Origin of the sequence: Micromonospora sp. NBC_01740 (assembly GCF_035920365.1) — a bacterium.
GTDB classification, from domain to species: domain Bacteria; phylum Actinomycetota; class Actinomycetes; order Mycobacteriales; family Micromonosporaceae; genus Micromonospora; species Micromonospora reichwaldensis.
In genome coordinates this window covers 33,416-47,343 of the sequence record NZ_CP109150.1, presented here as the reverse complement: position 1 = coordinate 47,343, position 13,928 = coordinate 33,416, and the positions used below count along the sequence as shown (strand labels likewise).

At 76.0% G+C, this 13,928-nt stretch carries 1 protein-coding gene; it reads right to left on the bottom strand.

Features of this window, described 5'->3' with window-relative positions; translation table 11 throughout:
- Positions 1-744: 744 nt before the first annotated feature.
- The gene (locus OG989_RS00140) at positions 745-13,716 is read right to left on the bottom strand and encodes an SDR family NAD(P)-dependent oxidoreductase (RefSeq protein WP_327029355.1); all 12,972 of its coding nucleotides are present in this window, start codon (positions 13,714-13,716) and stop codon (positions 745-747) included.
- Positions 13,717-13,928: the final 212 nt, after the last annotated feature.

Sequence of the window (13,928 nt, the reverse complement as noted above, 5' to 3'; positions counted from 1 at the left end):
GTGCGAGCGCCCCGGTTGCCGCGCTTTGGTGTGGGGGCGCCCGGCCGCCGCGCTTTCGTGTGGGGAGCATCCTGCCGTCCCGCCGCTCGCGTGGGGCGCCCGGCCGCCGCGCTATCGCGTGGGGGGCGCTCGGCCGCCCCGCCTTCGCGTGCGAGCGCCCCGGTGATCAGGACGCCATGGACGTTATCCGGCCGTTTTAAGGTCCATGGCGTCCTGATCAGCATTGGCTGGGGCGGCGCTCCTGGATTGCGTCAGTTATCAGCCGGACAATTCGGGCGGGGTGCCGCACTGCGTCGTCCGCCTTGAAGCACAGCGCCAACCAGCCCGCCGCGCGGAGAGCGTTGAGCCGAGCCATGTCGCGCTGGAAGTGGCTGCGTTCCGGTGGTGGTCACCCTCGTGCTTGATCAGCCCACCGGCCCCGGGTACGCCCGGGGCCGGTGGGCCTTTTCCGTTCCGGAGTGGCCGTTCCCGTCCGGGCGGGCCGTTCCCGTCCGGGCGGGGTGGGCCTTCTCCGGTCGGGACTGTTTCCGGTCCGGGCGGGACGGGTCGTTCCCGCTCTGGGCGGGGCGGCCGTCCCCGGTCGGGCTGCTCCCGGTCCGGTCGCGGCCTGCTTGCGGCCCCGGCGGGCGTCTCGTGCGTCCCGCGAACGGACCAGCCCTCCACCCGGTCCTGCGTCCCGCGAACGGACCAGCCCCCCACCCCGTCGTCCGTCGGGGTGGGGGGCGGTCGTGGCTCGCCCCGGGGTCAGGCGTTGTCCAGCTCGCTGTCCAGGATGTCGAACAGGTCGTCCGCCGTGACCGAGGCGAGGTCCGTGGCCTCGGCCGGGCTGGACTTGTCGCGCCACCTGGTGAGCAGCCGTTGCAGGGCCGCGGCGATGTCCGTCTCCGCCGTCTGCGCCGCGTCCACCAACTCCAGCGTCGCCTCCACCCTGGCGATGCTGTCGACGAGGGTGCGCAGGTTGAGCTGCGCCTGGTTGCCGCCAAGCTCCCCGATGAGGTGCTCCACGAGCGCCGCGGGCGTGGGGTGGTCGAACGTCAGCGTCGCCGGCATCCGCAGGCCGGTGGCCTGGTTGAGCCGGTTGCGCAGCTCCACCGCCGTCAGCGAGTCGAAGCCCAGCTGCTTGAACGCCTGGTCCGCCGCGATGGTCTCCACCGAGTCGTGGGCCAGCACCGCCGCCACGTTCGTGCGTACCAGGGTCAGCAGCACCTCGCGCTGCTCCGGCTCGGCGAGGCCGGCCAGCCGGCCGGACAGCGACGCCGCGCTGCCGGCCGAGGAGGAGCGCCGGGGGCGGGTGAAGGAGCGCAGCGGTGCCGGCGCCGACGTGCTCGTGCGCAGGACGCCCACGTCCAACCTGATCGGGACCAGGCACGGCTCGTCGGTCCGGCAGGCCGCGTCGAACAGCGCGAGGCCTTCCTCGACGGTGTGCGCCCGCACGCCGGTGCGCCCGATGCGGGCGAGGTCGGCCTCGGTGAGCCCACCGGTCATCGCGCCACCGCTGCGCCACAGGCCCCAGGCCAGCGACGTCGCGGTGAGGCCGGACGCCCGACGCCGCGCGGCGAGCGCGTCCAGGAAGGCGTTCGCCGCCGCGTAGTTCGCCTGGCCGGCCGTGCCCAGCACCCCGGTCGCCGAGGAGAACAGCACGAACATCTCGACGTCGCCGGCCAACTCGTGCAGGTTGAGCGCCGCGTCGACCTTCGCCCGCAGCACCGCGTCCACCCGTTCCGGCGTGAGCGACTCGACCGTACCGTCGTCCAGCACGCCCGCGGCGTGCACGACGCCGACCAGGTCGGGCAGGGACGCCAGGAGGTCCGCCAGCGCGGCCCGGTCGGCGGCGTCGCAGGCGGCGACCGTGATCCTGGCGCCCAGCGACTCCAGCTCGGCCGTCAGCTCCGCGGCGCCTGGCGCGGCCGGGCCACGGCGGGAGGTCAGCACGAGGTGCCGCGCACCGTGCGCGGTGACCAGGTGGCGGGCGAGTTCCGCGCCCAGTGCTCCGGTGCCGCCGGTGACGAGCACGGTGCCCGCCGGGTCGAACAGGCGGCGGTCCGAGGCGGACACGAACGTCGCGAGCCGCGGCACGGTCGACACCCCGTCGCGGACGGCCACCTGTGGTTCACCGGTCGCGACGGCCGCGCCGACGAGAGCCGGGTCGTCGGTGTCGACGAGGACGAAACGATCGGGATGCTCGGTCTGCGCCGAGCGGACCAGGCCCCAGACCGCCGCGCCCGCCGGGTTCGTGCCGTCGGTCGCACCCCGGGACACGAACACCAGCGGGGAGCGGTCGCCGGGCAGCCACTCCTGGACCGCCGCGAGCGCGTCGTGCACGGCGGCCCGTACCGCCTCGGCGTCCGTGCCGGTCCCGACCTGGAACACGTCGAAGGCGCTGGCGGAGGCCACGGGCGTGGGGACCGGCTGCCACTCCAACCGGTGCAGCCCGTCCGGACCGGCGGTGGAGCGCAGCTGCTCGATCGTCACCGGGCGCGCGACCAGGGACTCGACCGTGGCCACCGGCATGCCGGTGCCGTCGGCGAGCGCCAGGGCGTACGCGTCGCCGGCGGTGGGCGTGATCCGCACCCGCAGGGCCGTCGCCCCGGTGGTCAGCACCCGTACGCCGTGCCAGCTGAACGGCAGGCGCAGCGGACCGTCGGCCCCGGTGGCCAGGGAGATCGGGTGCAGGGCCGCGTCCAGCAGCGCCGGGTGCAGTCCGAAGCGACCCGCCGGCGCGTCGACGGGGAGCGCGACCTCCGCGAGCAGTTCGTCGCCGCGCCGCCAGGCCGCCACCAGTCCCCGGAACGCGGGGCCGTAGTCGACGCCGAGGTCGGCGATGCGGTCGTACAGCTCCTCGACCGGGGCCGGCACGGCGTCGGCGGGCGGCCACTCACCGGCCCAGCCGGCCTCGGCCTCCCCTGCGGCGTCGAGCAGGCCGCTCGCGTGCTGCGTCCACGGCTCGCCGTCGAGCGCGTCCTCGCGCCGGGAGTACACCCGCAGCGGCCGGCGCCCGGCCTCGTCGGGCTCCCCGACCTCCACCTGCACCCGTACCGCGCCGTCGGCCGGCAGCACCAGCGGCGCGTGCAGGGTCAGCTCCTCGATGCGGTCGAGGTCGACGTGCTCGGCGGCCCGCCGCGCGAGTTCGACGAACGCGGCACCCGGCAGCAGGACCGTGCCGAGGACGGCGTGGTCGGCGAGCCAGGGCTGTTCGCGCAGGGAGAGCCGGCCGGTGAGCACGCTCCGCTGGGAGTCGGCGAGCGCCAGCACCGCTCCGAGCAGCGGATGGTCCGCCGCCCCGAGCCCGAGCCCGGCGGCGTCCGCCGGCCCCTCGTCGGGGACCAGCCAGTACCGCTGGTGCTGGAACGCGTACGTCGGCAGCTCCACCTCGCGGGCGCCCGCCCGGTACGCGCCGGCGTCGGGGCCGGTCCCGGCGGTGAAGAGTCGTCCGACGGCCCTGCCGAGGGTCGCGGTCTCGGGTTGCCCCCGGCGGGCGGTGGCGATGGCGGTGGCGTCGCCGGTGGCGGCGGCCGTGGCGAGGACGGTGTCGGGGCCGATCTCGAGGAAGGTGCCGACGTGGTGCGTGCCGGCGAGAGCCTCGACGGCCTCGTGGAAGCGGACGGTGTGGCGCAGCTGGGTGACCCAGTGGTCGGGGGTGGAACGCAGCGGTCGGCCGTCGACGGTGGAGATGACGGGAACGGTGGGCTCCCGGTGGGTGATGGAGTCGGCGACGGCTCGGTAGTCGTCGAGGACGGGGTCCATCAGGTGGGAGTGGAAGGCGTGCGAGACGGTGAGCCGCTTCGTTCGGTGGCCCTGCGCGGCGAGTGCCTCGGCGGTCGCTAGGGTGGCGGCCTCGTCGCCGGAGAGGACGAGGTCGGTGCCGGTGTTGACGGCGGCGACGCCGACCACGTCGGAGAGGTACGGGGTGACCTGTTCCTCGGTGGCCTGCACGGCGACCATGGCGCCCCCGGTGGGGAGGGCCTGCATGAGCCGGGCGCGGGCGGCGACGAGTTTCGCGGCGTCGGCGAGGTCCCAGACGCCGGCGACGTGGGCGGCGGCGAGTTCGCCGATGGAGTGTCCGGCGAGGTGGTCGGGGCGGATGCCCCAGGATTCGAGGAGCCGGTAGAGGGCGACCTCGAAGGCGAACAGGGCGGGTTGGGTGTAGCCGGTCTGGTGCACCTCGTCGGTGTCGATGACCTTGCGCAGCGGTTGGTCGAGGTGCGCGTCGAGGGCGGCGCAGACCTCGTCGAAGGCGGCGGCGAAGACGGGGTACGCGGCGGCGAGTTCGGCGCCCATCCCGAGCCGCTGCGCCCCCTGCCCGGTGAACAGGAACGCCAACCTGCCGGCCCCGGGGGTGCCGGTGACCAGGTTGGCGGCCTCCTGGCCGGCGGCCAGCGCGGCGAGGCCGTCGAGGAGTTCCCGCCGGTCGGTCCCGACGACGGCGGCCCGCTGCGTGAACCGGACCCGGGCGGCCAGGGAGCGCGCGACGTCGGCGTCCGGCAGTTCGGGGCGGGCCGCGAGGTGGTCGTGCAGGCGGCGGGCCTGCTCCCGCAGGGCCTGCTCCGAGCGGGCGGACAGCAGCCACGGCAGGGCCTGCGGCGGCGTGCCGGCGTCGGCGCTGTCGGCCTCGGCGGGCGGCTCCTCGATGATCACGTGCGCGTTCGTGCCGCTGACGCCGAACGACGACACCCCGGCGCGGCGCGGGTGGCCGTTGCGCTGCCACTCGGCCGGCTCGGTCAGCAGCGCGACCGAGCCCGCCGACCAGTCGACCTTCGGCGACGGCTCGTCGACGTGCAGGGTGCGCGGCAGCAGCCCGTGCCGCAGGGCGAGGACCATCTTGATGACCCCGCCGACGCCGGCGGCGGCCTGGGCGTGGCCGATGTTGGACTTCAGCGAGCCCAACCAGAGCGGGCGTTCGCGGTCCTGGCCGTAGGTGGCGAGGATTGCCTGGGCCTCGATGGGGTCGCCCAGGGAGGTGCCGGTGCCGTGCGCCTCGATGGCGTCCACCTGGTCGGCCGACAGCCCGGCGTTGGCCAGCGCCGACCGGATGACCCGCTGCTGCGAGGGCCCGTTGGGGGCGGTGAGCCCGTTGGAGGCGCCGTCCTGGTTGACGGCCGAGCCGCGTACGACCGCCAGCACGCGGTGGCCGTTGCGGCGGGCGTCGGAGAGCCGCTCGACCACCAGTACGCCGACGCCCTCCGCCCAGCCGGTGCCGTCCGCGGCGGCGGCGAACGACTTGCACCGGCCGTCGGGGGCGAGGCCCCGCTGCTTGGAGAACTCGACGTACAGGCTGGGGGTGGACATGACGGTCACGCCGCCGGTCAGCGCGAGGGAGCACTCGCCGGAGCGCAGCGCCTGCACGGCGAGGTGCAGGGCGACCAGCGACGACGAGCAGGCGGTGTCGACGGTGACCGCCGGCCCCTCCAGCCCGAACGTGTACGCCACCCGGCCCGAGGCGACGCTGCCCGCGGTTCCGGTGCCAAGGAATCCCTCGACACCGTCGGGTACGGCGCTCGCCCCGGCGGCGTAGTCGTGCGTCATGAGGCCGGTGAACACGCCGGTGGGTGAACCGCGCAGCGCGTCCGGCCGGAGGCCGGCGTTCTCCAGCGCCGCCGAGCAGGTCTCCAGGAAGATCCGCTGCTGCGGGTCCATCGCGAGCGCCTCGCGGGGGCTGATGCCGAAGAACTCCGCGTCGAATCCGGCCGCGTCGAGCAGGAATCCGCCCTGGTCGACGTAGCTGGTGCCGGGGGTGTCCGGGTCGGGGTCGAACAGCGTGTCCAGCGACCAGCCGCGGTCGGTCGGGAAGCCGCTGATGCCTTCGCGGCCGTCGAGCAGCAGCTGCCACAGCTCGTCGGGTGAGGTGACGCCGCCGGGGTAGCGGCAGGCCATGCCCACGATCGCGATGGGTTCGTCGGTGGGGCGGGCGGCGACCGCCGCCACGACGGGCCGCGGTTCGTCCTCCCGGTCACCCAGCTCGCCCCGCAGGTACTCGACGAGGGCCTCCGGGGTGGGGTAGTCGAAGGTCAACGTCGCGGGCAGCCGCAGCCCCGTCGCGGTGTTGAGCCGGTTGCGCAGCTCGACGGCCATCAGCGAGTCGAAGCCGAGCTGGCGGAACGGTTCGGCCACGGAGACGGCGTCCGCGTCCGGCTGGGCGAGCACGGTGGCGACCTGCGTACGCACGATGTCGAGCAGCAGCCCGCGCTGCTCCTCCTCGCTGCGCCCGGCCAGCTCGCGGGCCAGCGCGGTGGCGCCCGGCCGGGTCGCGGCCTGCCGCCGGCGCGGCACCCTGGCCAGGCCGTGCAGCGGCGGCGCGGCGTTCGTGGCGGCGCGTACCGCGGCGACGTCGATGGTGACGGGCACCAGGTGCGCCAGGTCCGAGCGGCACGCGGCGTCGAACAGCGCGAGCCCTTCCTCGACGCTGTGCGGGAGGAGACCGCCGCGCGCGATGCGGGCCAGGTCGGTCTCGCCGAGCTGGCTGGTCATCGCGCTGGCCTCGGCCCACAGGCCCCAGGACAGCGAGGTGGCGGCCCGGCCCTCGGCCCGGCGCTGTGCGGCCAGGGCGTCGAGGAACGCGTTCGCCGCCGCGTAGTTCGCCTGCCCCGCGGTGCCGATGACGCTCGCGACGGAGGAGTAGAGCACGAACAGGTCGACGTCGCCGGCCAGCTCGTGCAGGTTGAGCGCGGCGTCGAGCTTGGGTCGCAGGACGGCGTCGAGGCGGTCGGGCGTGAGCGACTCCAGGATGCCGTCGTCGAGCACGCCCGCGGTGTGCACCACGCCCACCAGCGGCCGGGCGAGCCCGTCGAGCAGCGCCGACAGCGCCTCGCGGTCGGCGGTGTCGCACGCGACGACGTCGACCGTGGTGGCGCCGAGGGCGGTCAGCTCCTCGGCCAACGCGGCGGCGCCCGGCGCGTCCAGGCCCCGGCGGGAGGCGAGGACCAGGTGTTCCGCGCCGTGCCGGGTGACCAGGTGGCGGGCGAGCGCGGCGCCGAGCGTGCCGGTGCCACCGGTGATCAGGACGGCCCCCGTCGGGTCGAACAGCGCGCCGTCCTGGGTGGCGGCGGCGTGCCGCGCGAGCCGCGGCACGGTCAGCGCCCCGTCGCGGACGGCGAGCTGCGGCTCCCCGGTGGCGAGCGCGGCGGCGAGGGCGCGCTCCGACTTGTCGGTGCCGTCGGTCTCGACGAGGACGAAGCGGTCCGGGTGCTCGGTCTGGGCGGAGCGGACCATGCCCCACGCCGCCGCGCCCGCGAGGTCGCCGCCGCGGGTGACCACGGCCAGCCGCGCGGTGCCGGCCGCGGCCCGCTGGAGCGTCGCCAGCGTGTCGTGGAGGGACTGTCGTACGGCGTCGGCGGTGTCGCCCGCCTCGACCCGGAACACCTCGACGTCGGGCGTGCCGGTGCCGGTCGGGGCGGCCACGGGCACCCAGTCCGTGCGGTACAGCGCGGCGGTGGGGCCGCTCGCGCCGGCCAGGCCGTCCGTCGTGACCGGCCGGACCGCGACCGCGTCGGCGCTCAGCACCGGGTTGCCGTCGTCGTCGGTGGTGCTCACCCGCAGGGTGTTCTCGCCGGCCGGGGTCAGCCGGACCCGCAGCGCCGAGGCCCCGCGGCGGTGCAGCCGCACCCCCCGCCAGGAGAAGGGCAGCCAGGCCCGGCCGGCCGGGTTCCCGCCGCCGTCGAGGTGCAGCACGAGCGGGTGCATGGCGGCGTCGAGCAGCGCCGGGTGTACGCCGTAGCGCACGGCTGCCGGCTCGTCCTCGGTGCGCAGGGTGGCCCGGGCGAACAGCTCGTCGCCGCGCCGCCACACCTCCTGGACGCCCTGGAAGGCGGGGCCGTAGCAGAATCCGCGCGCCAGCAGCCAGCCGTAGAAGTCGCCGACGTCGACGGGCTCCGCGCCGGCTGGCGGCCACTCGTCGACCACCGGGGCCGGCGCGGGTGCGTCGGCCAGCGTGCCCGAGGCGTGGCACGTCCACTCCGCGCCCGGCGGCTGCCCGGCCGGCTGGGAGTACACGCCGAACTCGCGGCGGCCCTGCTCGTCGGGTCGGCCGACCCACACCTGGAGGTTGACCCGCTGCTCCTCGGTCAGCGTCAGCGGGGCCTGGAGGGTGAGTTCCTCGATCGTGCCGCTGCCGGTGTGCTCGGCGGCGTGCGCGGCCAGTTCGAGGAACGCGGTGCCGGGCAGCAGGACCGTGTCGAGGACGGCGTGGTCGACCAGCCACGGCTGCTCGCGTAGGGAGAGCCGCCCGGTGAGCACGAGCCGGTCGGTGTCGACGACGCCCAGCACCGCGCCGAGCAGCGGGTGGCGCGCTGCGGTGAGGCCGGCCGTGCCCACGTCGCCCCCGGCCGTGGGCCGCAGCCAGTACGACCTCCGCTGGAACGGGTACGTCGGCAGCGGCACCTCGCGGGCGCCGGGGAAGTAGGCGTCGGCGTCGGGGCTGGTCCCGACGGTGAAGAGGTGGCCGACGGCCCGGGCGAGGCTGCGCGTCTCCGGCTGCCCCCGGCGCATGGTGGCGATGCCGGTGGCGTCGCCGGTGGTGGTGGCCAGGACGGTGTCGGGGCCGATCTCGAGGAAGGTCTCGACGCGGCCGGCGGCGGTGAGGGCGGCGACGGCGTCGTGGAAGCGTACGGCCCGGCGGACCTGGGTGACCCAGTGCTCGGGCGTGGAGCGCAGCGGCTGCCCGTCGACCGTGGAGATCAGCCCGATGCGGGGTTCGTGGTGGGTGATGGACGCGGCGACGGCGCGGTAGTCGTCGAGCATCGGGTCCATCAGGTGGGAGTGGGCGCCCAGTGGGATCGGCAGCCGCTTGGTCTTGTGCCCGAGCGCGGCGAGCCGCTCGGCGGCGGCGAGGGTGGCGGCCTCGTCGCCGGAGATGACCAGGTCGGTGGGGGTGTTGATGGCGGCGATGCCGACCTGCTCGCTCAGGTACGGGGTGACCTGCTCCTCGGTGGCCTGCACGGCGACCATCACGCCGCCCAGCGGCAGGGCCGCCATGAGGGTGGCGCGGGCGGCGACGAGCTTCGCGGCGTCGGCGAGTGACCAGACGCCAGCCACGTACGCGGCGGAGAGCTCGCCGAGGGAGTGCCCCGCCACGAAGTCGGGGCGGATGCCCCACGACTCGACGAGCCGGTGGAGGGCGACCTCGAAGGCGAACAGGGCCGGTTGCGTGTACGCGAAGCGGTGCAGGTCGTCGCTGCGGATGATCTCGCGTACCGGCTTGTCCAGGTGCCGGTCCAGCTCGGCGCAGGCCTCGTCGAAGGCGTCCGCGAAGACGGGGTACGCGGCGGCGAGTTCGGTGCCCATGCCGAGGTACTGGGCGCCCGTACCGGTGAACAGGAACGCCAGCCCGCCGGGGCGGGCGGTGCCGGTGAACACGTCGGCGGTGCCCTGACCGGCGGCGAGGGCGGCGAGGCCGTCGAGCAGGTCCTGCCGGTTGGCGCCGGTGACCGCGGCCCGGTGGCCGAAGGCGACCCGGGTGGTGACGAGGGACCGGCCGACGTCGGCGACCGACAGCTCGGGCCGGTCGGCGAGGTGGTCGTGCAGCCGGCGGGCCTGCTCCCGTACCGCCTGCTCCGAGCGCGCCGACAGCAGCAACGGCAGCACCGGCGGGGCGGCGGGGGCGTCGGCGGCCGGGGCGTCGGCGGCGGGCGGCTCCTCGATGATCACGTGCGCGTTCGTGCCGCTCATCCCGAACGACGAGACGGCGGCCCGGCGCGGCCGCTCGCCGGCGGGCCACGCGACCGGCTCGGTCAGCAGCGACACCGCCCCGGCCGACCAGTCCACCTTGCGGCTCGGCTCCGAGACGTGCAGGGTGCGCGGCAGCAGCCCGTTGCGCAGGGCGAGGACCATCTTGATCACGCCGCCGACGCCGGCGGCGGCCTGCGTGTGGCCGATGTTGGACTTGAGCGAGCCGAGCCAGAGTGGCTGTTCGCGGCCCTGGCCGTAGGTGGCGAGGATCGCCTGGGCCTCGATGGGGTCGCCCAGGGCCGTGCCGGTGCCGTGCGCCTCGAGTGCGTCCACCTCGCCGGCCGCGAGGCCCGCGTTGGCGAGCGCGGCGCGGATGACCCGCTGCTGCGAGGGCCCGTTGGGGGCGGTGAGGCCGTTGGAGGCGCCGTCCTGGTTGACGGCCGAGCCGCGGACGACCGCCAGTACGCGGTGGCCGTTGCGGCGGGCGTCGGAGAGCCGCTCGACCACCAGCACGCCGACGCCCTCGCCCCAACCGGTGCCGTCGGCGTCGTCGGAGAACGCCTTGCACCGCCCGTCGGGGGAGAGGCCGTTCTGCCGGGAGAACTCGGTGAAGGTCTCCGTGCCGGCCATCACGGTCACGCCCCCCGCCAGGGCCATCGAGCACTCGCCGGAGCGCAGCGCGCGTACGGCCAGGTGCAGGGAGACCAGCGACGCCGAGCAGGCGGTGTCGACGGTCATCGCCTGGCCCTCCAGGCCCAGGGCGTACGCGACCCGGCCGGACGCCACGCTGCTCGCGGTGCCGGTGATGAGGTGGCCGTCGACCCCGTCCTCCTCGCTGTGCCCGAGCCGGCCGTAGTTCTGCACGTGCAGGCCCGTGAAGACGGCGGTGTCGCTGCCGCGCATCGAGGTCGGCGGGATGCCGGCGTGCTCCAGCGCCTCCCACGCGGTCTCCAGGAACACCCGCTGCTGCGGGTCCATCGCCAGCGCCTCGCGGGGGCTGATGCCGAAGAACTCCGCGTCGAACTCGTCCGCGTCGTGCAGGAAGCCGCCGGCGGTCGCGTTGCACGTGCCCGGCCCGTCGCCCGCGAACAGCGCCGCGAGGTCCCAGCCGCGGTTGGTGGGGAACTCGCCGATGACGTCCGTGCCGTCCGCGACCACCCGCCACAGGTCGTCCGGGGAGGTGATGCCGCCCGGGTAGCGGCAGGCCATGCCGACGATCGCGATCGGCTCGCTCTCGTCGTACGACTCGACCGTGGCCGGCGCCGCCTCGGCCGTGCCCAGCCCCAGGGCGTCGAGCAGGTGGCTGGCGAGGATGTCCGGCGTCGGGTAGTCGAAGACCAGGCTCGCCGGCAGGCTGAGGCCGGTCGCGGCGCAGAGCCGGTTGCGCAGCTGCACGGCGATGAGCGAGTCGTAGCCGAGTTGGCGGAACGGCGTCTCGCCGTCGATCGTCGCGGGCGCCTGGTCACCCAGGACCTCGCCGGTCGCGGCCCGTACGAGTTCGCGCAGCAGGCCGAGCCGGTCGTCCGCCGGGGACGCCAGCAGCCGCTCGGCCAGGGCGTTGCCGGCGCCGTCGGTGCCGGCGTCGGCGGCCAGCACGGGGCGCGCGGCGACGACGCAGGGCTCGCCCGAGGCCAGCGCGGCGTCGAGGAGGGCGCTACGTCGTGCCGCGGGGGGCCGGGCGAACCCCGGCGCGCTCCACGCCACGGAGACGCCGGGCAGGCCGAGCGCGCGCCGGTGCCGCACCAGCGCGTCGGCGGCGACGGTGGCGGCGACGTCGCGGCCGTCGGTGAGCAGCACGAGGTTGGCCGGGGCGCGCCCGAGCGGCGCGGTGTGCAGCGCCAGCGTCTCCTCGACCGTGAGGTCCACCGCCGCGACGGTGGTGACCGGCCGGTCGCCGAGCACGGCCGCCAGCGTCTCCGGGCCGAACGGCACGTCCGGGTGCACGCAGACCTCGGCGCCGAACGCCGCCAGCTCCGCCGGGGCGCCCGCCGGCACGTCGTCCGGCCCCACCAGGACCAGTTCGCGTACGTCGTGGGCCGCCACGAGGTGGCGGGTGAGCGCCGCGTCGTACGACCGGGCGACGAGCACGACCGTGCCCCGCAGCGGTGCGCCGCCGGGCAGGGCGGGGACGTCCGCGTACCGGGGCACGAGCAGTTCGCCCTCGCGTACGGCCAGCACGTCCTCGCCGCAGGCCACGGCCGCGCGCAGCTCCTCGGCGCCGACCCGGTCGGCGTCGAGCAGCACGAGCCGGCCGGGACGGCGGAGCTGGTGGGCCCGCGCGAGCGCCCAGGCGGCGGCCTGCCCGGGGGCCGCCTCGTCGTCGCCGTGCAGGCCGCCCCGGGTCAGTACGACCAGGCGCGAGTCCGCCGGGTGGTCCTCGTCGAGCACCCGCGCCAGCAGCTCGGACAGCGCGGTGTGGTCGGGGTAGCTGTCGACGGTCAGGTCGTCGTCGGTGAGGTCGGCGGTCAGCTCGGGCGGGCCCACGACCGCCCAGGCGAGCCGACCGGAGTCCGACTCGGAGCCGGGCTCCGGTGCCGGCTCCCAGCGCAGCGCGTGCAGCCGGTCGGGCAGCGACGAGGCCACGCCGACCAGGCGGGCGGGCAGCTCGGGGAGCCGGTGCCGGGCGGGGCTGCCGAGGGCGGTGCGGGGGATCTCCCGCACCAGGTACGTCTCGACCGGCACGGCCGCGGCGGGCAGTTCCGCGCGGCACCGCGCCAGCAGGCCGGCGGTGTCCACGTCGGACCCGACGACGAACGCGACCGGACCGTCGGGCCCGGCGAGGGCTGCCGCGTCGGCCACCCCCGCCACGCCGCGCAGCACCGCGTCGATCCGGTCCAGCCGGACCCGCTCGCCGCCGACCTCGACCGCGTCGGCCAGCCGGCCGGTGACCGTGAGGTGCCCGGAGTCGTCGCGGCGGGCCAGGTCGCCCGTGCGGTACCAGCCGCCGCGCAGTGCCTCGGCCGTCTCGGCGGCGAGGTCGTGGTAGCCGCCGGCCATCACGTTCGGGCCGCTGACCCAGACCTCACCCTCCTGGCCGGGGCCCAGGTCGGCGCCGGATGCGGGGTCGACCACCCGCACGCTCAGGCCCGGCAGGGGCAGGCAGCGTCGTTCCGCGTCGCCGTTGGGCCAGCTCACCGCGATCAGGCCGGACGTCTCGGTGGTCACGTAGCCGGTGAGCAGCGGCGCGGCGAACGCGGCCTCGAAGGAACCGCGCAGCGCCGGGTCCACGGGGCCGACGGCCAGCGCGATCCGTACCCCCTGCGGGTCGGGGCCCGGGGCGTCCAGCAGGGCGCGGTGCGTCGCGCCGGTGCCCACCAGCACGGTGCTGCCCTGCGCGGCGAGCGTGGCCCGCAGCTCGTCGGGGGAGAGGCCGCCGGCGAGGCGTACCGACGCCCCCGCCGCGGTGGCGGCGAGGAGCTGCCCGAAGCAGGCGTGCACGGGCAGCATCCACAGCACCCGGTCGTCCGCCGTCCACCCGAGCCCGGCCACGTAACTTGCCGCGGCGGCGGGCCACAGCGCGTTGCGCTGCGTGGACAGCACGCCCTTGCGGCGGCCGGTCGTCCCCGCCGTCCAGGTGAGGAACGCCAGGTCGTCGAGGCCGGCGTCGTCCTGGGGCGGCGACGCCGGGTCGGTCGTCGCCAGCTCCTCGAACGAGTGCCCGTCGCCGTCGTACCCGCCGTCGACGACGAGGACCGACACGGACACCCGCGCCGCGTTGGCCGCGTCGGTGATGACCGCGTCGGCGCCGGCGTCCTCGACCAGCCGGGCCAGCTCGGCGTCGTCCAGGGCCGGGTCCAGCGGCACCGCGATGCCGCCGGCCCGGACGACGGCGAGGACGCCCTCCACCGCCGTGACGCCGTCGAGCAGGACGACGACGCGGTCCGCCGGCCACACGCCGAGGTCGGCGAGGTGGCCGGCGAGCCGCGCCGTCCGTATCTCCAGCTCCGCGTGGGTCACGTTCCGCCGCGAATCGGCGTACGCGACCTGGTTGCCGGACCGGTCGGCGTTGGTCCGGAGCAGTTCGGGCAGGGGCCGGAGCAGATCGGTACGCGGCATGGTTCAACAACCTCTTGTCGGATAGCAGTGGTGATGCGGACCGTGGGTGGGGATGCGCTCAGACCGTGACCGGAAGGGACACCAGGGCGGGCACCGGCGGCGTACGCCTGACCTTCAGCGACTCCCGGGGGGCGGCGAGCTCGATGTCCGGGAAACGGGTGCACAGCTCCCGGAGGGCGGGTCGGGGAACCGCTTCGGGGCGTCGTACGACG

Bases quoted from the DNA above. Each gene is read 5' to 3' on its own strand.
- OG989_RS00140 (WP_327029355.1), bottom strand. From the start codon at position 13,716: ATGCCGCGTACCGATCTGCTCCGGCCCCTGCCCGAACTGCTCCGGACC.